The organism is Paenisporosarcina sp. P5_A11 (assembly GCF_056400705.1).
The window spans coordinates 1-25,706 of the sequence record NZ_JBFUKT010000032.1 but is presented as its reverse complement, the minus strand read 5'-3'; the positions used below and the strand labels follow the sequence as shown (position 1 = coordinate 25,706).

Below are 25,706 nucleotides of genomic sequence, written 5' to 3'. Positions count from 1 at the left end.
GTGGGCCCAAGAATGAGTCCCACAAGTTATGTATTTTTTATACTTGTTGGCTCATGCGGAACGTGCGGTTAGCGTAAAGGTACGATAAAAAAAGAATAGTTTAATAGAACTGTTATAAAAAGAGGGAATCGGCTCCCTCTCAGCGGACGAACAGTTGATATTGAAGAACAAACCAAAGAGTACATTTGCGCCTAGCATGCCGCATGAGCGTGAAGAATGAGACCCACAAGTATGTGGTTTTCATACTTGTTGGCTCATGCGGAACGTGCCGTTAGCGCAAAGCTACGGTAAACAACAATGTAAGAGCGTCACATTAAAAAAGGAGGAAACTACAAAAACTGTAGTTTCCTCCTTTCAATTATTTCACCGAATCTCTTTCTTCAATACGATGAGGTAAAATAACCGTTTTTTCTTCAATCTGTTCTTTGTTCATGTATTTAGTTAACAAGCGCATCGAAACTGCTCCAATATCATATAAAGGCAATACGATACTTGTTAATTCTGGACGTACCATACGTGCTAACTTTGAGTTTTCAAAACTGATTACTTCAACATCATTTGGAACATGTAATCCTGCATCTTGAGCACCGTGAATTAATCCAATTGCTAACTCATCATTACCCGCAAAGTAAGCAGTTGGTGAATCTTGAATACTTTTTAGTTTATTAAACGTTGAATATCCGTCATCATAAGTAGCTTCACTTTCCACGACTAATTCTTCATCAAGTTTAAGACCTGCATCTTCTAAAGCTTTTTCATAGCCCGTAAATTTATATGCTCGGTTGATTGTTGACGATAATGAGCCTGAAACGTAAGCAACTCGCTTGTGATTATTTGTAAGCAATCGATTTACAGCTTCATATGCTGCTTGATGATAATCAATGTTAACTGAAGGAATTTTCCCAGATGCATCAACTGTACCTGCTAAAACTATTGGGACAGGAGAACGCTCCATCATCGTTAATAATTCAATAGATACATGTTCACTCATGAACACAATTCCGTCTACTTGTTTTCCAAGCATAGTTTCAAGAAGCTGTAATTCCTTATCTTCACGTTGATCGGAATTGGATAAAATAATATTATATCGATACATTGTTGCGATATCTTCTATTCCACGAACTAATTCAGCATAAAAAATATTAGAGATATCAGGAATAATAACTCCCACAGTCGTTGTTTTTTTACTCGCTAAACCTCTAGCAACTGCGTTTGGACGATATTCTAATCGTTCGATTACATCCAGAACTTTTTTGCGAGTCGCTGGCTTTACATTTGGATTGCCGTTGACGACACGAGATACTGTAGCCATCGAGACATTTGCTTCACGTGCTACGTCATAAATTGTTATTGTCATATGTATTTCACTCCCTGATCAATCCTTATCTTCTATCATCATATAACAGTTTTCAGTCGTTTTCCAATGTTACCTCAAACCAAAGAAAAATACCGGTTCAGTATTTGAACCGGCATGAAAATTATGCGTGAATTTCATATGCTTTCATGAACTTCTGAAGTGAATCATAAAACTCATCAAATTGTTGTAAATTCATTTGTTGTGCAGCATCCGATAAAGCAACTGCTGGATCAGGATGTACTTCAGCCATTACACCATCTGCACCAATTGCAATTGCTGCTTTAGCTGCAGGAAGTAATAGATCACGACGTCCAGTTGAGTGCGTAACATCAACAAACACTGGTAAATGTGTTTCTTGTTTTAGAATTGGCACCGCTGAAATATCAAGTGTGTTACGTGTCGCTTTTTCATAAGTTCGAATTCCGCGTTCACATAAAATGATTTGATCATTCCCTTGAGAAATAATGTACTCTGCAGCATGAATAAATTCTTCAATAGTTGCAGACATTCCTCGTTTTAATAGGACAGGCTTGTTAATTTGTCCCGCTGCTTTCAACAACTCGAAATTTTGCATGTTACGAGCACCAATTTGAACAACATCAATATAGTCTAAAGCATCTTCAAGATGGTGAGGTGTCACAATTTCAGAGACAACAGCAAGATTGTATTGCTGAGAAACACGCTTAAGAATTTTCAATCCTTCAAGACCAAGACCTTGGAAATCATAAGGTGATGTACGAGGTTTGTATGCTCCTCCTCGAATCATTCTCAATCCTTTTTGTTGGATTGCTTCCGCTACTGCTGCAACTTGATCAAATGACTCTACTGCACATGGTCCGAATACGAATGAAGGTTTACCTTCACCGATGCGTTCCCCATTAATGACAACTACTGTATCTTCAGCTTTCTTTTTACGAGAAACAAGTAATGCTTTGCGATGATCATTTTCTTGTAATTCTAAAGCCGTTTTAAAGATTTCTTTAAAAATGTGGTCTGCTGTTGATTGTGGTAGTGGACCAGCATTATTTTCTTTAATTAAGTTCAACATATGACGTTCGCGAAGAGGATCATATCGGTTGACACCTTGTTTTTCTTTTACTTTCCCAATTTCTTTTACAACAGATGCACGTTCATTGATTAAACGAAGAATTTCTAAGTTTAATTCGTCTACATTTTTACGTAAGCTATCTAATTCTGGATGGCTCATACCTTCGATCTCCCCTCATATTCATATCATATTTACAAAGAGTTAACGTAAACTGTATGATGTGTTTTTTGATATAAGACTTATTATAGTACTTGAAATTCAGAAAGTCACGTATTATCTTTAACGCTTCAACGCGCTAAAGTATTTTAATAGCTTATTGTTCCTCTATTATGCACTTAAATCCCCATTGTATCCTGACCAGATACTGTTCTAATGTTTCAAATAAAAAAACGCCCACATAATTTAAATGTTGGCGTTTTCTACATTTTTATACTGTTTTTTTATCTGCAACAGCCTCTTTTAAAGCTTTTGCAGTAGATGTTGTACTTTTGTCTTCATTGACTACTTCATCAATCGTGTTAGTTACCGTCTCCATGAAATCAATTGGTTCTTCACCTTCAGAAGATGCCGTACCGTCATCCATTGGTGTAGACGTTTTTGATTTAATAGATTTAACTTTATCAACTAAAGGACCAGATTTTTCTTTCAATTGAGAAGAAAGTTGAGATGTTTTTTCTTTAGCTGTAGATGAAAAGTCTACAGTTTTTTCTTTTAAATGAGTTGCTTGCGTAGTAACATCACCACGAAGTTCTGCTCCTGATTTTGGGGCAAGGAATAATGCAGTTGCAGCTCCGATGATTCCTCCTACTAAAGCTCCTATTAGAAAGTCTTTTGAATTAACATCATCGTTTGAGTTGTAAATAGGATCATACTGTTGTTGACCATTAGAAAAGTTCACTTGTTCTGGAAGGTAAGATTCCGTTTGGTTAGATTTATTCGTATAGAATTCACGGTTATACTTCGCTTCGTTATAATTAGGTTTGCATTGTGTCATGTTATTTCCTCCTTATTTTTTAAGATCTCTTTATGGGTTACTTTTGTTCACTTTGATAAATTGTATAACCTTCACGTGCTTCTTCAATTGCTTTACGTTCTTTCCATTTGTCACGAATGCCAAATGCTATATTACTCCATTGCACAACTTGTGCAATTTTATCTTCATTTCTTTCAACTTCTGTTGAAATTGAAGAAGTAATACGACGAACTGACGTATTTAAGCCATTTACTGACTCTCCTACATTTTTCACAGCATCTACCACGCTGTTTAGTTTTTCAGATTTATGTTGAATATCTGAAACCAAACTGTTTGTTTTATGCAATAATTCCGTTGTTTCTCGTGTTACACCTTGTAATTGACCTTCTAATCCGGACATTGTTCCAGATACTTCATTTAGCGTTTTCTTTAGGGAAGTCAAGGTCATTGCAAGACTTACGCAAAGAACGAGAAATCCTATAGCTGCAACTAAAGCTGCTATGTATAATATTATTTCCATTATACAATCTCCTCCTTTAAAGTGTTCATAATACCTATGTTCCCTCAGACAAAGATAAATAAACGTCTCAAGTTAATTTTATTCTACAAAAACAAGTTATCTCCTGCTAAAATTTTAAAAAAACTCTAGTTTATATTTAACTAGAGTTTCTTTCTTTAGTTTTTTAAATTTTAGCTTCGAAAGCTGCTTGGAATTTTTGTACATCTCCAGCACCCATGAATAAATAAACAGCATTTTCATGTTTAAGTAATACGTCAATTTCTTCAGTCTTAAGAATGACACAATCATTAATTAAATCACACAAATCCTGAATCGTTAATTCTCCAACATTTTCTCGGGCTGAACCAAAAATATCACATAAATAGACGGAATCGGCTCCCTCTAAACTCTCAGCAAATTCACTTAAAAAAGTTCGAGTGCGGGAAAATGTGTGCGGTTGGAAAATCGCAATTATCTCACGATCCGGATATTTCTGACGAGTTGATTGGATTGTTGCTTTAATTTCCGTTGGGTGATGAGCATAGTCATCTATTAATATTCTATTGCCTTTTCTACTCTCAGTAAAACGACGTTTAACACCACCGAATGAAAGTAATTGCTGCTGAATCACCTCAACTGGGATACCTTCGTAATTACATAACGAAATAACCGCAAGTGCATTTAAAACAGCATGATCTCCGAAAAATGGAATTTCAAATTTAAGATAAAACTCGTTGCGAACAAATACATCAAACGTTGAACCTGACGTAGTTTTTGTCACATTTCGAGCTTCAAAATCATTGTTTGAACCAAATCCGTAAAACACTACCGGTACATTTGCTTGAATTTTTTGAAGATGCTCATCATCGCCACATGCAATAATCGCTTTGTTCACTTGTAAAGCCATAGATTGGAATGCACTTACCACATCTTCAATACCTGAGAAATAATCTGGATGATCAAAATCGATATTGGTCATTATCATATAATCAGGGTGGTACGCTAAAAAGTGACGACGATATTCACAAGCCTCGAATGCAAAAAATTCAGCTTGTGATTCACCATGACCAGTACCATCTCCAATTAAATAAGAAGTTGGTGCATATCCGCTTAATACATGTGACATTAAACCAGTGGTTGATGTTTTACCGTGTGAACCTGTAATCCCGATAGAGGTATACTGATTCATCAAATTGCCTAAAAAGATATGATAACGAATTACTTCGACTCCTATTTCATTAGCACGAATCAACTCTTCATGATCGTCTTTAAACGCATTACCTGCTATAACTGTCATGCCTTCTTGAATGTTATCTGCATTAAATGGCAAAATTTTGATATCACGTTTTCGTAATGGCTCTTCTGTAAAGAAATGCTTATCTATATCAGAACCTTGAACTTGATTTCCTGCATCGTGCAAAATCTGTGCAAGTGAACTCATGCCAGACCCTTTTATTCCTGTAAAATGAAACACTGTCATTTGATTAAACCTCCTGGGAAAGGTGCCCATACTTTATTTCCACTATTCTCTTACCCTATTATATCATCATTTAATCTTGTCTCGAATTGAACAATTGTTCCCACAATTATTAAGTTAGTCAAATCCTTTAATCTTTAAATAGGAGTTCCAAGTCATTTTCTGTAATAAAAACTTCTCGTGCTTTGCTTCCTCTTGACTCCGAAACATAGCCATGTTTCTCCATTAAGTCTACCAACCTAGCTGCACGGTTGTAACCAATATGGAATTTGCGTTGTAATAACGAAGTCGAAGCAGAGCCTTGGTCTAAAATAAAGCGACAAGCTTCTTCAAATAACTCGTCTTGATCCTCAGCCACTTCTAATCGACGAACTAGTTCCTCTTGCTCAAATAAATAAGATGGCTCTCCTTGGCTACGTGCATGTTCAATAATTTCGTCCATCTCTTCGTCTGTTACATAAGTTCCTTGTAACCGAATCGGTGCAGACATCCCATTACCTAAATACAACATATCCCCACGTCCAAGTAATCGTTCTGCCCCTTGAACATCAAGAATGGTACGAGAATCAATCTGAGATGATACAGAGAAAGCAATACGTGTCGGAATATTAGCCTTAATAAGGCCGGTTATGACATCAACTGATGGACGTTGTGTAGCGACAACTAAATGAATTCCGCATGCACGAGCTTTTTGAGCAATTCTACAAATAGATTCCTCTACTTCTGTTGGTGCCATCATCATTAAGTCAGCTAATTCATCTATAACAATTAATAAATAAGGCAGTTTTTGCGCAAACTGTCTCTTTTCTTCTGCCATCGCATTGTATCGAGTAATATCACGAACACCTGTATGTGCGAAAAGCTGGTACCTACGTTCCATCTCCTCAACTGCCCATTTCAATGCAGCAGTAGCCGCTTTAACGTCCGTTATTACTGGACTAACGAGGTGAGGAATATGATTAAATGGAGCTAATTCGACCATTTTAGGATCAATCAGTAATAAATTTAATTCTTTTGGAGTTGCTTTATATAATAAGCTGATGAGTATCGAATTAATACATACTGATTTACCTGACCCTGTAGCACCTGCGATTAAACCATGTGGCATTTTTCGTAAATCAATGGTTACCGGTTTTCCAGTTAAGTCTAAACCAAGTGCCGCTTCAAGAGGCGAATCCGAATCTATAAAATTAGAGCTTCCAACAACCTCAGACAATCGGACAGGTCTTGACGTTTGATTTGGTATCTCAATACCAATCGAACTCTTTCCAGGAATCGGCGCTTGAATACGTATATCTTTCGCTGCAAGGGCCAATTTTAAATCGTCTGCTAAATTACGAATTTTGCTCACTTTCGTACCTTGTCCAACAGTTATTTCAAATTGAGTAACAGCAGGTCCTTGAACCATTTGGATAATTTCCGCAGTTACTTGGAAATAAGATAGGGCTTCTATTAAGCGATCTGCCTGCATTTGCATCCAATCGAAATCTTGAGTCTTGGTCTCAGGCGGTACTAAAAAATGTTCCTTTGGAAAGGTATACCCAGCTACAAGTTCTTCCTCTTCCGTAACAGATTCAATGGTTACAGTCTGCTCAATTATCGACTTCTTGACAGCTGGAACAACTGTAGATTTAATGACCGGTTTATCCGGAAGTACTTGCTTAATAGAAGGGGCTGAATTTGTTGGAACTTTCTTTTTTTCATATTTTTCTTTATCTGAATTTAACATCATGACATTAAACGGAAGTGATTTCTTGACCTTTTCAGTTGTTGGTTTTTCAACCTCAACCGAAGAAACAGGTACAACTTCTTCGACAGTTTGAATCGTTCCGACTGGCACTTCGACCTTAACAGGTGTCTCTTGAACCGGTTTTGTTTCTACTATGGTATGTTGTTCTATTATTACTGGTTCACTCGGAGCGATAATGACAGATTTGCTTGGAGTAACATTAGCTGGCTCAGTGGTTTTAATCGGTAAATGTTCTTTTGGCTGTAAGATTGTAACCGCAGTTTCAGCCATCACTTCCTCAGCATTCTTTTTGGTCAATAATTCACCAATGGGTGTTATTTTTGGTCGATTAAAACCGTGAATCGGAGACGGAACTTCAGTTGGTTTGAAAGTCTTCGTCTGAACTGGTACTTTTGTTATCCTCGGCTTTACTTCCTGGCTAATATCTCGTTTAATTGGCTGGCTTACATACTCAAGACTCGGTTTAGTTGCTTGATGAACTACTGTATTTTGTCGCTGTTGCTGCCATTGTTTATGCATATACAATGGTCTATGTTCTTCTTCTTGTGAATTATCTACGTACTCTTCCTCACCAAAACGACCTTTTTCATCATCACTTATTAGTGGGAATCGAAAAGGTGTTTTAGACTCTCTATATGTAGGTGCTTCATTTTCATCAATATACTCTTCAAGATCCTGCTCTTCATCAGAAAATACTTTTTTAAATGCTTTGGTAAACCAATTCAATTGCAAACCCTCTTTTCGTGTCAATGTCTCTATTTTAACAGGTTTGCTACTAGATTTGATAGTAATATTGATACGACAAAAAAACCCTGCGTGTTCAATTTAATGAATACACAGAGTTTTACCTAGATCATACTTGAAAAGCTGATCCTATTTCATTATGATCTTCTACTACTAAAATCCCTTTTTCCTCTGGTGCATTTGGTATAGCTAACTCTTTTGCCGAACAAATCATTCCACTTGATGCAACTCCACGGAGTTCAGCTGGTCGAATAACTAATCCAGATGGCATAACCCCTCCGATCTTAGCTACAACTACTTTTTGACCAACTTCTACATTAGGTGCTCCACAAACAATTTGAAGAGTTTCTTCCCCAACTTCGACTTGGCAAACATTCAATTTATCCGCATTTGGATGTTTTTCTTTAGATGCAACGTAACCAATAACAAATTTAGGTGTAAAGTCTACCTCTAATTCTAATTCCAAATCATTTTTAGTAAGCAATTGTTGTAAAGTTTCTACGATTTCTTTTGTCACTTCAACAGATCCTGACTCTGTTAATTCTAGATATTTACTGGCATTGAAGACATTAAACGCGCCAACTTTAGCCGTTTTTGCATCTTTAATAAGTGTGATGTCACCTTTTGATTCAGTTTGTAATTCTTCAAAATTAGTTGTTGTAAGTTGAACTAAAAGTACATCCCCTACACCTTTTGTGTTGTAAAATATGTTCATTATTCTTTGTTCTCCTTTTGTACACGATTTTTGGCCATAATAAATATTGGTTCAAGTTCTCCATCTTCATAGATAAACGATAAAGATGTAATAGGCACTTTACCTACTGTAAAGAAGTGCATCGTTAATTGGGCAAGAACATCATAGCCTGCTTCATTTCGAATATCTCCGATAATTAACACATCTTGATGGGGAACAGATAATGTCATATCCCCTTCTACTTTAACTCGAATCTCTTTCAAAAATTGTTCATTTAAGATACGACTTGCATCATAACCATCGTTTGCATTAAGGAAATAGAAAATATTTCCGGCTACATGATCTTCTTTTAACTCAGTTGAAAGTTTTCTCACTTGGAATCTAGCTGCTTCTTTAACTTCTAAGTCAGTTATATTCAATTGAACTAACATGTCTACATCCAATAATCGATAGGTATTCCCCAAATCCAAAGCATAGAATATACGCGTTTCAGCTGTATGGTCTGTTACAACAAAATCATGTCCTTCATTTGATTTTACAGGGAAAGACGTAGAACGGATAACAGGAAAAATATGTGAAGTTGATTTTGCTAGACCTAAGGACTCTTGTTCCATTGCTTCAAACGTTTGGCTGATGGTATAAACAACCGCGTGAATCGCTTTATCTTTACTTACTTCATATTTTGCTAATATTTCAGGAAGTGAAATCTCCATCCCTTTATTAAGTTTCGTATGATGCAATCTTACACGATCAGTCTTTTGATCATGTTGCCAAGTAAAAGATGGATTCGGTAATTCTTGTTTTAATCGTTCAACCAATTGTTGTGGTTTCAACATGTCACGTCCTTTTCAAAATGAAACGGTTCTCACCTTTTAGGCGGAACCGCTCTATTTTTATTTTTAAAAGTGTAGAAGCCCGTTCGAAGTAGCTGACGGATTTCTTGGACATATTTTTATAAAAGTTGAGTTAAGAAAGTTTCTACTTCTTCTTTTGTTTTGCGGTCTTTACTGACGAATCGTCCAGCTTCAATGCCATTTTTAAAGACTAGAAAACTTGGAATTCCGTAAATATCATGTTCAGCACAGATATCAATAAATTGATCACGATTAACAGAAATGAACGTGAACGATTTGTATTCCTCTTCTATTTCAGGCATAAATGGATCGATAAAATGACAATCCGGACACCAGCCGGCAGTAAATAAAAACACTACGTCTTCTGTTGCTTTTAATGCTTGAAATTCTTCAACAGATTGTACGTCTCTCAATCAAAATCCCCCTTTAACTTTCTATTTTTACTGATCGAACAATCTTCATCATTTTCTCTATATTCGAAAGAATATTATCTTCATCAGAGATTGTCGTTAACTTTACACCGCCGATACTTGTAATGATTTCGAATTGCTCCTCACCTGATGGTAAAACAGCAATGAAACCAAAGCGATTATTTTGCTCATAAGTTTCTAACGCATAAGTGTTATTTTTTTTCTCAGCTTGAACTAAATCATAAAACAAACGACTATTTTGTTTTTCGTTTGGATTAATAAATAAAACGTAAGGATTGCTATTCTTTGTTAACACGATGTTCGTGTCATCGGAATTCTCTTGTATAGAAAAACCGACTGGAACAAATAATTTCACACTTTCTACTTGCTCATTAGGTTTAGTTGGTTCATCTTGGAAAATTTCTTTTGCGGCTTTAATTCCTTCTCCTGTTTGATCCTCAGCAGAAGGTGAACAAGCAGCCAATGCCACTATTAGAAAGGGTGCGATTACAATTCGCAACCAGTTTCTTCGCATGATTTTTCCTCCATTCAATTAACACACTGTATTCTATTTTAATATGCTTCCCATATCGTTGCAACTTAAGTCATTTTATGGCTAGGATAGTCTTTGAAGTATTGACCTAATAAGAGTTTAACAATGTGTTCAAACATATCTGCTCGCTTCACGATATTGCTCGTAAAAACTCCGACTGCACCTTCATTATGTCGTATGCCGACTTGCTCCGTATAGCGTTCCATTACGGGACCAAGTTCTTCTCCATTTCGAATAGCAAGTGCCACTTCTTGTGGTAAAGGAAGTTGTGCACCACCAGCTATATATTGTTTTCCTTTCTCTGTTTGAAGAACTCCCCAGTTACAGATGAAAAGTTGACCATCTAAGTCTTTGACTCCACCCTCAAGTCCGAAAGCCATAGTAACTTGCGCCTCGTTGTATGCTTGCCTAGCTCTATTTTTTGCACCTTGTAAAGTTTCTTCGTCCCCAAAAGGTTGTTCAGATACATTTGAAGGAACATCAAAGGAGATGAAGTCGGGATCGTGAATAAGTTGTAAACATATACTTTGCACTGCTTTATTTTTAGCTTGATTTTTTGTTCCAATGGCTATTTTAATATTGAGAACCCCCTATGCTTTGGCATTAAAAAAGCGGAGAGTGCCTTAAAGTTCGACACCATGAAATGTGGACCTTGCCTCTCAAATCCGGAAACTTCTGTCTTTCTCCAGAGGAATGGTGTCCTCCTCCAAGCGAATAGTCGAAAACGTTACGTGAGTGGTCGAAAACCTAAGTTGAATGGTCGGAAACCTCCATTGAGTGGTTGAAAAATCACGTTGAGTGGGCGAAAATCCGCAGTGAGTGGGCGGAAACCAATCCCTAAGTTCGTAGGAGTAGCTTAACTATACTTACTATCTTATTTCACAAAAAAAGCGCCTTTTCAGGCACTTTTTTAAACGTTTTGACGAATGGTATCAAGTGTTGTTTTATCCGCTGATCTTACAAGTTTTACAATTAATTCTTTTGCAGCTGCATAATCATCTGTATGGATGATAGAGCCCGCTGTGTGAATGTATCTTGAACAAATTCCTACAACTGCACTTGGCACACCTTCATTTGTCATATGAACACGGCCAGCGTCAGTTCCACCTTGTGAAATGAAATATTGATATGGAATATTATGAGTTTCAGCAGTATCTAAAACAAATTCACGCATCCCACGATGAGTAATCATTGATCGATCATAAATGCGTAATAATGTTCCTTTTCCAAGTTGACCAAATTCTGTTTTAGATCCTGACATATCATTTGCAGGGCTAGCATCTAAAGCAAAAAACAAATCTGGTTTTATTAAAGTTGCAGCTGTTTGAGCTCCTCTTAATCCTACTTCTTCCATTACATTGGCACCTGAATATAACGTATTCGGTAATATCTCGTCCTTAAGCTCTTTCAGTAACTCGATTGCAAGTCCACATCCATAGCGATTATCCCAAGCTTTAGCTAATATTTTTTTATTATTTGCCATTGGGGTAAATGGACAAATCGGAACAATTTGTTGTCCTGGTTGAATGCCGATTTTCAAAGCATCGTCTAAATCATCTGCACCTATATCAATTAACATATTTTTAATATCCATTGGTTTGTTGCGCACTTCATCACTTAATAAATGAGGTGGAATTGAACCAATAACCCCAATTACAGGACCATTGTCAGTAATAATTTCCACACGTTGTGCAAGTAACACTTGGCTCCACCAACCACCTAAAGGTTGGAATCGTATCATTCCATTTTCCGTGATTTGTGTCACCATAAAACCTACTTCATCCATATGACCCGCAACCATGATGCGAGGACCATGATCGTCCCCTTTTTTTAATCCAAAAATTCCACCTAAGTGGTCTTGAACGATTTCATCAGAGTATTTTTCTAGTTCACTTCTCATAAACTTTCTCATAGCATGTTCATTACCAGGAGCTCCAGGAAGTTCAGTTAGCGTTTTAAATAATTGTAGTGTTTCTGAGTTCAAAGTTATATCCCCCTAAGTACTTGCATTCTTTCATATTGTAGTTGATTTTTCTGAACATTTCCACCTGTTATTTCGCAATTCGAATTAATTAATTCTGAAAAGTAGACTCTGTTTGTAATGCAACTTATGATAAACTGAAAAAAACCGATGCATTAGGAGGTATGTTAATGAAGAAGAGAGATTTACTGATTGGGTTTTCTACGGGTGTGGCAGCAGGTTTTTTAATCCGGGAAGTTGCTCATAGAATCGAACTAACAAAACCAGCAGAACTTGTTTTACATGGTATAAAACAATCGTTTAAAGCGGAAGGTCCGATTGATGGATCTTGGATTTACATGAAGACAGAACCTTTTAATCGTCAAGCCGTTTCCACAGATGTTTACCGTGGTGGTATATCACGCGTTCGTGAAGGTGAAATCGAACAATTTGAATTTTTTGCCGATGCGCGAACCGGTACAGTTGTAGATTTAATTAAATTATAAATGAAAGCGATCCCTGGTGAAAAAGAGATCGCTTTTTTTGTTATATCAAGTTTGGGCAATTATGGGGCAGAAATTCCCCTTCTGCATTAGACTACACCCTCCTGTACCATTGACCGGAGAACGAAGGAGCTTTCCTAAGTCTGGTTTCCGTCCTTAGCTACCTGGAAATCTGAGTACCTTTTTTTGTTACCATTTGGAAACAACAGAATCGACACCTTGAATCTATAAAGTAACCTGCCAAAGATGCAATTTTGGCAGGTTACTTTATTTTTCATGATTTAGTGCGAAGCTTATTTTCTTTGATACTCATCATCTAAAAGCTTTGTTAAATATTGTGGCTATATAAAAGGACCACTTTAAGGCTCTTTTTATTGTGTTCTTATTGAACTAAAGCCCCCGTTAGTCAAATAGGATTTAGTAGGATTCTTCACAAATGAACTTACCTTCGTTTCTTAAATATTCTTTTATTTCAGTAAAACCTTTTCGCTTTGGATAACGCATTTCCACAAAAACAACGTCATCTTAAACTGTCAATTATATCTATGGGCTTTATTCTTTTGATTTCTCCTCCTGCGAAAGAGCACTACCCTCTGTAAATTCTTCTAAAGTATGCATGGCAATCCTCGCGTTGGGATAAGTGATCGAGCTGCCACCAATCACACCAATTTTGAGGGGTTCCATGATTTCATCGATGGTTGCCCCGGCATTTAAGCAGCCTTCCATGTGATAGCAAATGCATTCATCTTCAGTGGCTGACTATTGATATGGCTAATCCCATAATGGTGTACTTACCCTAACTGGCGTTTAAATTGTTTATTGGCGAAGAAGTAAGCGACGACCATGATGCCGACGCACCAGGCAAGCGCGATCCAGATACCGTTGCCAACAGACCCTTCATACAAGAGGGCACGAATCGCATTCACGATTGAAGTCACGGGCTGGTTCTCAGCGAACGCACGAACAATTTTAGGCATGGTTTCGGTGGGGACAAAGGCCGAACTGATAAACGGCAGGAAAATCAGCGGGTACGAGTAGGCTGTCGCCCCTTCCATAGACCCCGCTGTCAATCCGGGAATGACCGCCAGCCATGTAAGCGCCAGCGTAAACAGCCCGAGTATCCCAGCTACCGCGAGCCAATCCAGGATACCAGCGCTGGAACGGAAGCCCATCAAGAGCGCGACGAGGATAACCACCACGATAGTAAGCGCATTGGAAACAAGCGAGGTCAACACGTGAGCCCACAATACCGACGAGCGCTTGATGGGCATGGTAATGAAACGCGCCATCAGCCCGCTCTTTACATCCGTAAACAGCCGCACGGATGTGTAAGCGACGCCGGATGCGATAGCCATCAGCAAGATTCCCGGCAATAAATAATTGACGTAGTTGTCCGTGCCTGTCTCTATGGCGCCGCCAAATACGTAGACAAACAGCAGCAGCATCATAATCGGCGTAATCGCCACCGTGATAATCGTATCCGGGCTGCGCATGATGTTGCGCATTAAACGCCCTAGTAATACCCCTGTTTTGCTTTTCATTTACATCGCCTCCTTTTTGCCGATGATCGCGAGGAAAATTTCTTCCAATGTCGGCTGCTTCTCGATGTACTCCACTTTCGCTGGCGGGAACATCTCCTTTAGTTCGGTAAGGGTACCGGTCGTGATGATTTTTCCGCTATGCAGGATGGCGATACGGTCCGCCAGTTGTTCGGCTTCCTCCAGGTACTGGGTCGTCAGCAAGATGGTCGTGCCGCCGCCGGCAAGCTCCTTGACGGTTTCCCAGACTTCAATCCGCGCTTCAGGGTCAAGACCTGTCGTCGGTTCGTCGAGAAAAATGACTGCTGGCGTCCCGATCAGGCTCATGGCGATGTCAAGCCGGCGCTTCATCCCGCCGGAATATTTGTCTGCCCGGCGGTTGGCCGCATCGGTCAGGCTGAATCTTGCAAGCAAATTGTCGGCGACTTGAGCGGGATTGGAAACTCCCCGCAACTTGGCGATCATCATCAGGTTTTCCCGCCCGGTGAGCATGCCGTCTAAAGCTGCGAACTGCCCTGTCAGGCTGATGCTCTGGCGAACATGATCCGGTTGACGCTGGACGTCAAAGCCGCAAATACCTACTTCGCCGCCATCTGCCTTCATCAGCGTCGAGAGGATGTTGACCGTCGTCGTCTTGCCCGCTCCATTTGAGCCCAGCAGTGCGAAAATTTCGCCACGCCGCACCTCAAAATCCACCCCCTTTAAGACTTCCTTGTCTTTAAAGGATTTTTTTAACCCTTTTACAGAAATCGCTGCATTACTCATACTTTTTTCCTCCTATACTCTTCTACTTAGTCTGACTGATAATCTGTATAACTTATTACCAGGTTAAAAATATAACTGAATAGCGAAGGTGGCAATTCACATTTGTAACCAGCTATTCAGTCGGTATTATATATTGAATTTATTTTTTCCCAATCGCTTCATGATACTCTGATTCAAATCTTCATGATACTTGGCGACATAGGTTTTAGCGTTTGCCACTAGTTCGTCGGCAAATGACGCCACGTCGGCCCCAGTGATTTCCAGCACTTGTCTGCCTTCAGCCGCACCGGCTTCGAACAACTCGATTAATTCATACTGAATGTGTAGCATATCCATCCCGTTGCCCGCTGAGAAATTCCACATGTAGTTTTGAATTTTCTTAAATACAAACTGGTAGTCATCTGGCAGGACTTCAACCCGTGCCATCATCATCTTGTATTCTTTTTTATCACCAATCATTTTTTTGAACATTTCCATCATGTTATTTTTCCTCCTTTTTTAATAAAGCTGAACAAGACACTCCAAAAATATCGTACGGAACATCTTATGAAGCTAGATTGACTTTAAGACGTTGATTTTTGATGATACAAAATCCCATTTTTTCCAAAACAATTCAAGTTCCTGGCGGCCAGCCTCATTAAGTGAGTAAAACTTGCGGGGTGGCCCCATATCTGACGGTTTCTTTTCTATGTTCACCAGTTTTTTCTTTTCTAATCGCACGAGGATGGTGTAGACCGTCCCTTCCACGACTTCAGTAAACCCAAGCTCGTTCAGGCGGCGGGTAATCTCATAGCCATAGGTTTCACGGCGGCTGATGATTTCCAGCACGCAGCCTTCCAGCGAACCCTTCAGCATTTCAGTTAAATTTTCCATGTTCAGAGCCTCCTCTACTTTGTCTGACTTATATTCAGCATAACTTAGTACTAAGGGAAATTTTTACTGAATAGCTTTTGGGAAATCATGCTATTCAGTATTGCTTATTACATGTACAATGTAACACCGAGTAGCGGAGGTGTCAACTATTTTTCTTAAAAATATTTTTGCAACCTCACTATTCAGTGGTGTAGGTATCCAGTGTGACTTACTACAGGTATATCGTAACACGTAGTAGTTGGACTGTCAACTGGATTTTCTAAATATTTTTAAAACCAGCTATCTCTATTGGATACAGCCGATTTTCTTTATGGAGCTTTTACTTCCTCCTATGCTTCTTTCAAAATGATTACACCGCGGATCATTCCCATCCAACAGCTGTACATGTAGGTTCCCGGTTCTCTGGTGTGAAAACGATGAGGTTTTCTCCTACTTCCAGTGACCAATTCCTTCCGAAGAAATGTTAAAGAGTATTCCCGAAATGAAAGAAGAACTTCTTAGACTTATGTTCTTAATAATCTCAGCAGAAAAGTAAATGTTTATTATGCGTTCCTGCAAGATGTGGGGACGTTTTTCTTTTTGGGTTCACGGGAGCTTTAGTAAAATAACTGAGGATTTTAACTCCTTCGCGTTCTTCACTTTTCCACTATCGGGTGCGATTATGAAATAACTCTTAGATTTAAACGACTTTATTGTTATATTTTTAAGTGCGGTGAAGTAATCTACATCAAAAATTAAATAACTTTATTGTCACTCTACAAATAAAAAACCTTGATTTTTTTACACTAAGCAGAAAATCAAGGTTTTTACTTCCAAAAATATCTTAGCCTATAAAATTCGTGTTTCTTTAATTTTTTTGTATATCGTAGATATGGAAATAAAAGTAAGCCTATGACCCGTTTTTACACGTATCTCGGCTGACCCCCGATCACTTATACATCATATATTGACAAAACTCACGGATTAGGAAGTGATCGCCTTCGTCCGAATCAGAAGAGGAAATGAAAAAAGTCCTCCTTGTCAAGAAGGACAAAAAATGATAAAAGTTCTGGACACAGTGGAACCAGACTTAATCCAGTTTCGTAAAGTGTTATAGACTCACCTAAGTGACATCAGTATAAATAAACCAATAGCTCCGGCAAACAAATAGGAATATCCAAGTATAGAACCATTTCTATTTTTAATTTTCTTGAAAAGTAAAAAATAAAGCCCTAACCCAATAATAATTATTGTTAATACGAGGCCCATAATATTAAATAGCATCATTTAAAACCATAGAACAGTGCTTTTGCCCATTCCCTAATTTTACTTTTTCCTTCTTTTGTCATCTTGTGGCCTCCTGGCTTCTTTCAAAATAGTATTCTTCAATATAGCCGATAATTCCTTCTTCAACTAACCTGCCCCGTTAGTCGAACAAGAACCTGGATGTTCACTCTGCAAATCATCGATTCGACCAACTGAACCTACTGTCAATGTAACAAAACTTAGGAGTTAATGGACATCCCATATTTATAGTGTTTTTTTAGGTTTGACTCTTTCATTAACGTTCAACAACTCGTTCAATAATCAAAGTCCAGTAACCTATACGATACTAAGTTTAGGTGCGCGACTGAATGTCTTAAAGACTTTATGTAAGTGTTTTTATTTGTCCTTTCATTTTCAACTTTATTTATTGACTACTTCCCAAACTGAAAAAACCAAAGGCGCGAAAACGCCAATGGTTTTAATCTACGCAAAAAAGGAAAGGAGTTTCTGCTCCTTTCCCATTTTAATAAACCTTTACTGTTCTTGTTGCACTAATTAAACCTTTTGCATCCTTTGCCGATACATATAAATAGGTTCCAGCTTTTTGCTTTGGTATGGTTACTTTAAAGTTCCCATAGATATTTGCTTTCGACGTATAAACTTTCGTACCGATTTTTACTGCGACAACTGCATACTTTTCAGTTTTTCCGGTAACGGAGGTTGAGTAATATCTTACAGGATTCACAACCGGTATATTCGGTGCGACTCGAGTAACCGTTAAGGATCGTGTATTACTAACCTTTCCAGCTGCGGTTGAAGTTACCTTGATTGAATTCCCGCTGTTTTGAATCGGGATGGCCACTTTGAAATTGCCAACACTATCTGCTTTAGCGCTGTAAGACTTTGTGCCAATCAGAACGGTTACAACAGCATACTTTTCGGTTATTCCGGTAACCGCGGCCAATTTATTGTTGACTACGTTAACAACCGGGACATTCGGAGCAACCCTAGTAACAAGCATTTTCTTCGATAAGCTGATGTTTCCTGCTGCATCCTTCGCCGTGATGCTCAATTCCACGCCGCTGTTTTGAGTAGGTATCTTGACCGTGAACTTTCCATAAGAGTCAGCAATGCTGCTATATGATGAAGTCCCAGCTTTCACGATAACCGTGGCTGCTTTTTCGCTTACCCCTGTTACTGTGGTCGATTTGTTTGTTACCGTATTAACCACCGGAATATTTGGAGCAATTCTTGTAACGGCCACCTTTTTGGACAGACTTTGGTTCTGTGCGAGATCGGTTGAAGTAACGAAAATCGCTGTTCCACTATTTTGAACAGGGATTATTATTTTAAAAATGCCATTTACATCAGCAGTGGTGCTGTAATTTTTACTACCTATAACAGAGTTAACGGTTGCTCCAGCTTCCGTTTTCCCCGTGATTTCGGCTGCTTTATTGGTAACCGGATTAACTGATGGTTCTGACGGTGGAGTTTTATCGATTACCGTTGTAGTAACGATTGGACTCACATTATTTTCAGCATCGCTTGCAATCACATTTAAGACTGTACCTGCTTTTTGCAGTGCGATCGGTATTGTAAAACTTCCATCCTCTTTCGCGTAGCCTTCAGCGACAAAGTCCTCACCCTTCGTAATGGTAATCTTTGCTCCGGCTTCCGTGTTGCCGATGACTTCCTTCGATGCATCTGATACATGATAAACATCCGAAAGCAGCAACCATGGCGCTGTAGCATCCTTCACTGTTAATTGAACTGATTCACTTCTATTGTTGACCAGGTCTTCAGCAAAAACTTCAATCACCGTTCCGGCTGCTTGTGGCTGAAAATTAATTGAAAACGTACCATCTACCGTATAGTAAGATCCAATGACCGTTTCTTTTACGACAAGTTTAATAATCGACCCTTTATCCGTAACACCACTAATATTGGTCGTTTGGTCCGTTATTTCATTGGTTAAAAGCTGAGGTACTGATGGAGGCGTTCGATCCACCACTGTTACATACGTTGCCTCGCTAATATTGTCTGACGCATCTGTTGCAGTCACAGATACTTGTGTATTTGCCTTTAATTTTCCAATCGCAATCGAAAAATTACCATTTTCATCTGAAACATCCGTACCAATAGATACATCTGCGACCATTGCCTTAACGGTGGATAATGGCTCCGCTGTACCTGTAATTTCTACTGTGTTATCAGTCACTTCATTTACGACAGTGGCTTCTGGTGGTGTTTCATCTAAAACAGTCACTGTGAAGCTTGAGCTGGTTCTGTTGTAACTATCTCTTGCCTTAATCGTTAATTCTGTTCCTCCCCTTTGGAGTTCGATTGGAATTTGGAAGCTTCCATCTATAAGTGAATACCCCTCGCCGATCTTCACATCAGCATGGTAAATTTCTACAAGGCTGTCCGCATCGGTCATGCCGCTCACCGATTGATCACGATCACTAACATTTGCTACAAACGGTGCTTCCAAATTTCCTAAAGGGTAGCTGTTATCAAACGGTTTATAAGAAACCGTAATAATGTCTAACTTGTCACGATAGTTAATATTATCATTTACATCGGCAATCCCTTGATTAATCCGTTTATTATCTGTCACGCCCCAATAATTATTTTTTCCATCAAAAAGGATCCCTTTATATCCAGAGATGTCCACCTTCAGTCGAGGGTAACCGAAGAAATTGTTTTCGTTAATAAAAATGTTAGCATTTCCACCGTCAGGTTCTCTACTGGTCAGCTTTATATCTGGAGTACGATAGTCTAGTGGATTGATGAAAGTGTTATTTTGAATAATAATTTTCCCAGGTCCATTGTTAACATTTAGAGTTGCTTTTTGGCTAAAAAAGTTATGTTCAATGATTGAATCCCAAATCGATGACGAAAGGGAGATGGAACCATTTCGATACTGGTTATGACGAAGGGTAACATTATTCTTAATTGTGGTAATCAGAAAGCCGCCATTGTATTTTGATTGATGAAAATGATCCGCATATTCAATTTGAATCGTGCTGTTATTAAAAGCACTGCCCTGTACATAGACATCCTGTAATAGGATCCGCTCTTGTTCGGTGCCGACAGCGTGCAATTTGCCTTTAACCGATATCCATGACCCATTTTGCCCTATCAACTGCACCCCAGGCTCAATCGTCAGCGTGACTCCAGGATAGATATCTATAATACCTGTTTGATAATAAGGCGATCCCTCTTTCGTTAAGACTCGGTCTTCGTTGATTACACCGAAAATGGTGCTGCCTGTTGTCGTTTCAGCTTGATTTTTTGCTGGGAAAAACGAAAATAGTAAAAGAAAAGCTAGCAAAAGTTGAAGGTGTTTTTTCATTGGTTTTCTCCTTGATTTTTTTTATTTATTATCTTTATTTTCACTACTATCCTGCTATTTCACAAGATTATTTTCCTTTTTTTACCACAGAAAAATTATACAACATCATTTTAGTTCTTTGAGTAACAAAGTTTTATTTCACTTTGACATTAATAATATCAAAAAAGATCACTTAGTAAATAATTTGGTCCGACAAAAAACCCTTGCCACAAACCAACAAGGGATTAATTATTCACTATCTAAGATTAGCCTATTTTATTTAACTAATGTGTTCAGTTAGTAAAAGAAGAAAATAGATTTAGCTACAAGAGATCATCGGTTTCACATTTATGCTATGGCTGAACCAGGTTGTATCACGCACACATCCTAGGTTGACATAACACCACGACTCGGAAGTTAGCCCCACCGAACCAACCCTTGCAGTTTCTCATTTCTTCCTCTTTTCACCGAACTATCCGGTATTCACGAAATATACATCGTTGAGTTGACGGGTTTTTGGCGGTTTCGCTTTTCCTTTCCTATGAATAAATATTCAATATATTTTTATGAAAATATTTAATATTATGACAAAAAAGATAATTTTTGTAATTGTATTGTTTTCTAATTATTATATCATTATACTAAAATTACCATCAAAAATGGAATTGATTGAGAAAAGGTCATTATTTTTGCAAGGGAAAAAATTGCAAAGATTTTCGGCATGCATATTATAACTGCTATTATGATGATGCCAATAGCTGTACAAGCTGCTACAAAAAGTTTTACATTCGATATGACACACCAATTATATATTGGAACATACACCTACTAAAGGTAGTGTAACTGGTACTGTTAATATGACTAGTTGGGATGGAGATAATTACTTCACAATTCATGTTTATGAAAAACAACCTGGTTCAGGTAGTTTGGATTACTAATCGTAAAAGTTTTAGAAGGGCTGGATTTATAATATGTTCAATGCTTTATATCCTAGTATAATTATCGTTTCTTGCTTTATATTGTTCTTTGGTTATAGATTTATCAGGGGTTATATTTCTGTTCTTCATTTTCTATATTGGATAATTTTTTCTGTCTATACTGCTAGTCTAGTAGTGTATACATTGTTTCCATTCCCATACCAAAAAGAGTTAATTGAAATTATGATAGAGGATAATTTGGGGATGAAGAATAATTTCATTCCATTTAAAGCATTTGTAGATGCAATGAATTATGGTTCTCTTACAATTGCTATAAAACAAATTGGGGGTAATATTTTATTGTTCATGCCCCTAGGCTTTGCCCTACCAATTCTTTTTCCAGTAATAAAAAAGGGTAAAGTTATTGTAATTGGTTTCACAGTAAGTTTAATTATTGAATCAACACAAGCTATAGCTAGTCTTTTTCTTGGTTATAATTATAGAAGTTTCGATATTGATGATTTAATTATGAATACTTTAGGAACAGTAATTGGTTTGCTAATATTTAATCTACTTTCTAACTTTTTAAAACAATCAGGATTACTTATAAGTAGAGAAACTAAAATTTAAATTCACACTCAGAAGAACTTGTTCTTTTTAGGTACTCCTAAAAAAAATGGTAGTGCAGACCATAGCATTGGTTTGCACTACTATTTTTTATATAGAAAAGACGAAAAATAGGCCGATGTCTTTTTAGTGTTTCGAACCCATCTATAAAACCGACCTACTTCACTGTCCTTATTTGAATCGAAGCACCTCAGTCCAATGCAACGCATTATTTACGACTGGAAGTCGCCCAAAAACACCCGATTTTTTCAGGGTGTGTAGATGGGCACTCGTCAAAACTCCGATGAATCTATACTCAAAGAAAATAGAATCTTATACGAATAAAAAAAGAGCAGCAAAAGCTACTCCGTTTTCATCAACTCTTCAATTTCTTTAGGGGACTTACCAAGACTTTCGAGCAATGTACGCTTCCTCTCCTGATCTTCTTCAGTTTCTACTGTCGCCACTATCTCGTCTTTTGATTTCTTTCTTTCGTTAAACAAATGCACGAAAAAAGGAAACGCTATTTAGAGGGGAGTAAATACATCGTCACTTGGACATTTAGTGACACTTGCAGACCCAGAAAGCTACAATGTGAAATATAAACAATGGAATTGGAAAGACAACGGAACTTACAAGTCGTATCGGTTTTTTGACTCAATCATGTGGCACTCCATCGAAAATCCTTTTAGTGACTTTCACGAAATTTTGTTAAGCTGTTTCCATTCGAATTAAAAAACCTTATTTACTTATGGTAAGGTTCCCCGTGGTGTATCTAAATGAGGTTTTTATAAATTTGATATCCTAATATCCCAATATAGCAACATTCTGATTTTGCAATACAAACCTATTATCCAACCATGCTAAAGTATTCAAAACAAACCCTAAAGAATCAGCATTATATCTCCCAGCAATTTTCTGATAGGCCAATAGCTCATACCTTTTATTTAAATCAAAATCTACAGGATATAAACCACTAAGAGGATTTACAAATCCAGTAATAGGACTCTTCAGTTTTCCATTTTCATCATATATTTCATTTAAATACTCGGTGCCTTTTGTTGAGATGTCTATAATGTACTTTTTATTATTTATCATGCTAACAACTTCCACTTTGTAATAATCTTGATAAGTAACCTCATATTGGTACTGCTCATTATATACATTAAAATCAAATAATAATTGTGCTGTATTATCCACAAAGGAATAAATATAATGGTACATAATTCCACCACTACCACCTGTAGCAATACTTATGAAAATATCATCTACTCCATTCCCAGTAAAATCCCCCAAGAATACAGTAGGATTGTAGCCTGCATTTTCACGAAGTGGGACACTTGTTAACTCGCCAGATCTTCCATCTTGAACGAGCAGGGTGATATTTTGAATAAATGGACTATCTGGAGTCATTATGCCGGTTAAATAGACATTATCAGGTACTCTATCCCCAGTTACATCTCCACGAGCAAACGAAACTACATTCGGAGGATTTATATTCGTCCTAGCGTAATAATTATACATAACATGCTCCTTTACATAATACCTATAATCATCATTTTCCTACGTTCTAAAAGAATTCCAGCTACTGTTTGTTACTATTTATTAAGTAATATCTATTCGTTAGAAACATAAAATTTGTAAGGCTAACAGAAATTTCTTTCAAGACATTGCATAACTCCTCAGCTCCAGTTTCTAAAGAATTCAATTTCGTTAATTATTCACCAAAATGGAGGGAATTAAATGGGTGTTTTAAATTAATGTCCTTATTAAGAGGAGATGGTTCGACAGTAAATTTCGTTATTAGTCCAACAACCTATTTTCTTGGCCATGTGATGGTTTCAATCGGAGACCGTGTAACTGGTTTTTATGATGTCAATGTACCTGTTATTCTTATTTACCCACCACAATATCAAGCTCTCATTATCGAAAAGGATAATGCCTATCAAAATGTAAAGGTAGACTATTTTGACAGTCAACTGGTGAGTAGCGATGGTCACTTGCAATTAAATATTTCCAATTATACCCCGATATTATTACCGAACGATCAAACCTTCACCTTAAATCCTGCAAACCGAAATTTACATGTTGTATATGGTCCTACCACAATGAGCATACCAGCCCAAACCACTCCCTATAAAATTATTGTTATGTGTTGAAAAAAAAAGTTAGGCACCATAAATGTATGATACGGTTCCATAACTCATTGATGATGGGWCAATTTCGACGTTGACACTCAGCATCATACTAGAGGGCTYTTTTTCTTTCAAGATGGCACAAATCCCTCTAACAGGGATGCTGCCCCGTTAGTTGAACAAGATATATTCAGATTTTTTTATAAACAGATTCTCGATAACCCATGAATCCTTGTTTTTTGTAAAAGTTTTTTGCTCGTTCATTATTAACCCAATAATCCAATTCAATTAAGTCTATACCTTCACTTTTTGCTATGCCATAGATATAGTTCATTAAATGGGAGCCATATCCACGATTTGTTTGTTTTTCTATTATACTTATCTGATGCACAAACACTGATTTGTATGGTTTCTTGAACGCTGTTTGAGTGTAATTTTTAATTTCTACCCATGCATAGCCTGTAGGTTCATCGTCTTCCTCTAAAAGCAAGAATATAAAATTATCATTTGTCACCCATTGCTTAAACGTATCTCGGGTATCCTCAAAATTGTATTCTGTAAAATGTTGTGGATATAAAGACGCATGTAACTCAAGTATTGGTTTATTTAATTGTGCAATTAACTCATAATCAATTGTTCGAGTAATTTTCATACCTACCTCCTCCAAACGAAATTTCCATAGCCAGTCATTAACCAAATAGTCCCCCTTGAAGTTATACATCTTTCTTCTTTCAACCATATTCCATCAATTGTTAATTCATTCCTTCCTCGACTAACCTGCCCCGTTAGTTGAAATACAAAAAATGCTTTACTCATTCTTGAAATAAAGCACCCGTTAGCCACCCATGCATCGCAATACCAGCACTGCACCACAGAGGATGAAAATGTGTGCAGAACGGGTATAGATTACTACGGCTAGGTGATGAAGGTCGATGAACTATGGTGCCATAGAGCCCTCCCGTAAGTCCGACTCCAACAACCACGGTGTATCACAGAATGTCGCCCCCTTAATGGGTAGCACTCATGGGAGATTAATCCTACTCAGGTTGTTGCACTAGCTAATCATCCTATACTTTTTACTATAAGGAGGATTTTTGATTATCTAACAGTTTAATAATAGATCTTACAAAGGCTTAGCCTTTTTTTAAAAAAGTGTTTTACTGGGTCTACTTAATTTGGACTTTTTTGATTTTAATTTTCATGGGAGTTCAATAAAAGAAAAGATGTCTTTTCAGCTCACAAACCTTAAACTAAACGCACCTGTTACTTTAAGAAGGTGGAATTGTATTCATCATCATTAATTACTCTATATAACTTAACAATTTCTTTGGAAATAGAAATAAAGTGGTTATGTTGACCGTTACTTAAGCCTCTAACTTAGCGGAAGATTAAGAAATGAATTTTATCAGAAATTTTTTGAATCATTAAAAGGCAACGTTCCAAATGACGCTGCCCTCCATTACTCTTGCAC

At 37.6% G+C, this 25,706-nt stretch carries 23 protein-coding genes; 3 read left to right on the top strand and 20 right to left on the bottom strand.

Going from position 1 to position 25,706, the window contains the following annotated elements; translation table 11 throughout:
• Nucleotides 1–358: 358 nt before the first annotated feature.
• The 12 genes from ccpA to AC1DOS_RS07520 all read right to left on the bottom strand — a co-directional run bounded on the left by ccpA (nt 359) and on the right by AC1DOS_RS07520 (nt 12,343).
• Nucleotides 359–1,357 (bottom strand): catabolite control protein A, encoded by a 999-nt coding sequence (ccpA, locus tag AC1DOS_RS07575; protein ID WP_477536988.1) that lies wholly within the window; start codon nt 1,355–1,357, stop codon nt 359–361.
• Between the two features lie 121 nt (nt 1,358–1,478).
• Nucleotides 1,479–2,564: a bifunctional 3-deoxy-7-phosphoheptulonate synthase/chorismate mutase gene (locus AC1DOS_RS07570; protein ID WP_477536987.1), complete on the bottom strand. Its 1,086-nt coding sequence runs from the start codon at nt 2,562–2,564 to the stop codon at nt 1,479–1,481.
• Between the two features lie 268 nt (nt 2,565–2,832).
• Nucleotides 2,833–3,399 carry a YtxH domain-containing protein gene (locus AC1DOS_RS07565; RefSeq protein ID WP_108585436.1) on the bottom strand — a complete coding sequence of 189 codons (567 nt, stop codon included), beginning with the start codon at nt 3,397–3,399 and terminating at the stop codon, nt 2,833–2,835.
• A 37-nt stretch (nt 3,400–3,436) separates the two neighbouring features.
• Complete coding sequence (locus AC1DOS_RS07560) at nt 3,437–3,898, bottom strand: DUF948 domain-containing protein (protein WP_108585437.1); 462 nt, start codon at nt 3,896–3,898, stop codon at nt 3,437–3,439.
• Between the two features lie 163 nt (nt 3,899–4,061).
• The gene (murC, locus tag AC1DOS_RS07555) at nt 4,062–5,357 is read right to left on the bottom strand and encodes a UDP-N-acetylmuramate--L-alanine ligase (protein ID WP_108585438.1); all 1,296 of its coding nucleotides are present in this window, start codon (nt 5,355–5,357) and stop codon (nt 4,062–4,064) included.
• 127 nt (nt 5,358–5,484) lie between these two features.
• Complete coding sequence (locus tag AC1DOS_RS07550) at nt 5,485–7,830, bottom strand: DNA translocase FtsK (protein ID WP_477536986.1); 2,346 nt, start codon at nt 7,828–7,830, stop codon at nt 5,485–5,487.
• 127 nt (nt 7,831–7,957) lie between these two features.
• Entirely contained in the window at nt 7,958–8,563 is a 606-nt protein-coding gene (gene ytpR / locus AC1DOS_RS07545) for a YtpR family tRNA-binding protein (RefSeq protein ID WP_477536985.1), read from the bottom strand.
• Entirely contained in the window at nt 8,563–9,375 is an 813-nt protein-coding gene (locus AC1DOS_RS07540; protein WP_477536984.1) for a DUF1444 family protein, read from the bottom strand. The genes ytpR and AC1DOS_RS07540 overlap by 1 nt, the downstream gene beginning before the upstream one ends.
• 119 nt (nt 9,376–9,494) lie before the next feature.
• Entirely contained in the window at nt 9,495–9,809 is a 315-nt protein-coding gene (locus AC1DOS_RS07535) for a thioredoxin family protein (protein ID WP_477536983.1), read from the bottom strand.
• Between the two features lie 13 nt (nt 9,810–9,822).
• A complete protein-coding gene (locus tag AC1DOS_RS07530) occupies nt 9,823–10,341 on the bottom strand; it encodes a hypothetical protein (protein ID WP_477536982.1) in 519 nt (172 codons plus the stop codon).
• A 65-nt stretch (nt 10,342–10,406) separates the two neighbouring features.
• A complete protein-coding gene (locus tag AC1DOS_RS07525; protein WP_477536990.1) occupies nt 10,407–10,925 on the bottom strand; it encodes a DUF84 family protein in 519 nt (172 codons plus the stop codon).
• Between the two features lie 344 nt (nt 10,926–11,269).
• Nucleotides 11,270–12,343 (bottom strand): M42 family metallopeptidase, encoded by a 1,074-nt coding sequence (locus tag AC1DOS_RS07520; protein ID WP_477536981.1) that lies wholly within the window; start codon nt 12,341–12,343, stop codon nt 11,270–11,272.
• A gap of 167 nt (nt 12,344–12,510) precedes the next feature.
• Between AC1DOS_RS07520 and AC1DOS_RS07515 the strand changes: the two genes are divergently transcribed.
• The gene (locus tag AC1DOS_RS07515) at nt 12,511–12,825 is read left to right on the top strand and encodes a hypothetical protein (RefSeq protein WP_477536980.1); all 315 of its coding nucleotides are present in this window, start codon (nt 12,511–12,513) and stop codon (nt 12,823–12,825) included.
• Nucleotides 12,826–13,374: 549 nt separating this feature from the next.
• Here the strand turns inward: AC1DOS_RS07515 and AC1DOS_RS07510 are convergent.
• The 6 genes from AC1DOS_RS07510 to AC1DOS_RS07485 form a co-directional block, all read right to left on the bottom strand.
• Entirely contained in the window at nt 13,375–13,548 is a 174-nt protein-coding gene (locus tag AC1DOS_RS07510) for a carboxymuconolactone decarboxylase family protein (protein ID WP_477536979.1), read from the bottom strand.
• A gap of 65 nt (nt 13,549–13,613) precedes the next feature.
• Nucleotides 13,614–14,363, bottom strand: coding sequence for an ABC transporter permease (locus AC1DOS_RS07505; RefSeq protein WP_108585446.1), 750 nt, complete (start codon nt 14,361–14,363; stop codon nt 13,614–13,616).
• Nucleotides 14,364–15,125 (bottom strand): ABC transporter ATP-binding protein, encoded by a 762-nt coding sequence (locus AC1DOS_RS07500; RefSeq protein ID WP_477536978.1) that lies wholly within the window; start codon nt 15,123–15,125, stop codon nt 14,364–14,366.
• A 126-nt stretch (nt 15,126–15,251) separates the two neighbouring features.
• Nucleotides 15,252–15,605 carry a DUF1048 domain-containing protein gene (locus tag AC1DOS_RS07495; protein WP_477536977.1) on the bottom strand — a complete coding sequence of 118 codons (354 nt, stop codon included), beginning with the start codon at nt 15,603–15,605 and terminating at the stop codon, nt 15,252–15,254.
• Nucleotides 15,606–15,677: 72 nt separating this feature from the next.
• On the bottom strand, nt 15,678–15,998 hold the full coding sequence (locus AC1DOS_RS07490; RefSeq protein WP_108585449.1) for a PadR family transcriptional regulator: 321 nt from the start codon (nt 15,996–15,998) through the stop codon (nt 15,678–15,680).
• Nucleotides 15,999–17,766: 1,768 nt separating this feature from the next.
• The gene (locus AC1DOS_RS07485) at nt 17,767–20,598 is read right to left on the bottom strand and encodes an Ig-like domain-containing protein (protein WP_477536976.1); all 2,832 of its coding nucleotides are present in this window, start codon (nt 20,596–20,598) and stop codon (nt 17,767–17,769) included.
• Between the two features lie 950 nt (nt 20,599–21,548).
• Here AC1DOS_RS07485 and AC1DOS_RS07480 point away from each other — a divergent pair.
• Nucleotides 21,549–22,124: a VanZ family protein gene (locus tag AC1DOS_RS07480; protein ID WP_477536975.1), complete on the top strand. Its 576-nt coding sequence runs from the start codon at nt 21,549–21,551 to the stop codon at nt 22,122–22,124.
• A 780-nt stretch (nt 22,125–22,904) separates the two neighbouring features.
• On the opposite strand, the gene AC1DOS_RS07475 is transcribed toward AC1DOS_RS07480, so the two are convergent.
• Complete coding sequence (locus tag AC1DOS_RS07475) at nt 22,905–23,624, bottom strand: VCBS repeat-containing protein (RefSeq protein WP_477536974.1); 720 nt, start codon at nt 23,622–23,624, stop codon at nt 22,905–22,907.
• Between the two features lie 131 nt (nt 23,625–23,755).
• Here AC1DOS_RS07475 and AC1DOS_RS07470 point away from each other — a divergent pair, with 131 nt between their 5' ends.
• Entirely contained in the window at nt 23,756–24,259 is a 504-nt protein-coding gene (locus tag AC1DOS_RS07470) for a hypothetical protein (RefSeq protein ID WP_477536989.1), read from the top strand.
• A gap of 166 nt (nt 24,260–24,425) precedes the next feature.
• On the opposite strand, the gene AC1DOS_RS07465 is transcribed toward AC1DOS_RS07470, so the two are convergent.
• Nucleotides 24,426–24,887 (bottom strand): N-acetyltransferase family protein, encoded by a 462-nt coding sequence (locus AC1DOS_RS07465; RefSeq protein ID WP_477536973.1) that lies wholly within the window; start codon nt 24,885–24,887, stop codon nt 24,426–24,428.
• Nucleotides 24,888–25,706 lie beyond the last annotated feature (819 nt).

Bases quoted from the DNA above. Each gene is read 5' to 3' on its own strand.
- ccpA (WP_477536988.1), bottom strand. From the start codon at position 1,357: ATGACAATAACAATTTATGACGTAGCACGTGAAGCAAATGTCTCGATG.
- AC1DOS_RS07570 (WP_477536987.1), bottom strand. From the start codon at position 2,564: ATGAGCCATCCAGAATTAGATAGCTTACGTAAAAATGTAGACGAATTA.
- AC1DOS_RS07565 (WP_108585436.1), bottom strand. From the start codon at position 3,399: ATGACACAATGCAAACCTAATTATAACGAAGCGAAGTATAACCGTGAA.
- AC1DOS_RS07560 (WP_108585437.1), bottom strand. From the start codon at position 3,898: ATGGAAATAATATTATACATAGCAGCTTTAGTTGCAGCTATAGGATTT.
- murC (WP_108585438.1), bottom strand. From the start codon at position 5,357: ATGACAGTGTTTCATTTTACAGGAATAAAAGGGTCTGGCATGAGTTCA.
- ytpR (WP_477536985.1), bottom strand. From the start codon at position 8,563: ATGAACATATTTTACAACACAAAAGGTGTAGGGGATGTACTTTTAGTT.
- AC1DOS_RS07530 (WP_477536982.1), bottom strand. From the start codon at position 10,341: ATGCGAAGAAACTGGTTGCGAATTGTAATCGCACCCTTTCTAATAGTG.
- AC1DOS_RS07515 (WP_477536980.1), top strand. From the start codon at position 12,511: ATGAAGAAGAGAGATTTACTGATTGGGTTTTCTACGGGTGTGGCAGCA.
- AC1DOS_RS07510 (WP_477536979.1), bottom strand. From the start codon at position 13,548: ATGGAAGGCTGCTTAAATGCCGGGGCAACCATCGATGAAATCATGGAA.
- AC1DOS_RS07505 (WP_108585446.1), bottom strand. From the start codon at position 14,363: ATGAAAAGCAAAACAGGGGTATTACTAGGGCGTTTAATGCGCAACATC.
- AC1DOS_RS07500 (WP_477536978.1), bottom strand. From the start codon at position 15,125: ATGAGTAATGCAGCGATTTCTGTAAAAGGGTTAAAAAAATCCTTTAAA.
- AC1DOS_RS07495 (WP_477536977.1), bottom strand. From the start codon at position 15,605: ATGATGGAAATGTTCAAAAAAATGATTGGTGATAAAAAAGAATACAAG.
- AC1DOS_RS07490 (WP_108585449.1), bottom strand. From the start codon at position 15,998: ATGGAAAATTTAACTGAAATGCTGAAGGGTTCGCTGGAAGGCTGCGTG.
- AC1DOS_RS07485 (WP_477536976.1), bottom strand. From the start codon at position 20,598: ATGAAAAAACACCTTCAACTTTTGCTAGCTTTTCTTTTACTATTTTCG.
- AC1DOS_RS07480 (WP_477536975.1), top strand. From the start codon at position 21,549: ATGTTCAATGCTTTATATCCTAGTATAATTATCGTTTCTTGCTTTATA.
- AC1DOS_RS07475 (WP_477536974.1), bottom strand. From the start codon at position 23,624: ATGTATAATTATTACGCTAGGACGAATATAAATCCTCCGAATGTAGTT.
- AC1DOS_RS07465 (WP_477536973.1), bottom strand. From the start codon at position 24,887: ATGAAAATTACTCGAACAATTGATTATGAGTTAATTGCACAATTAAAT.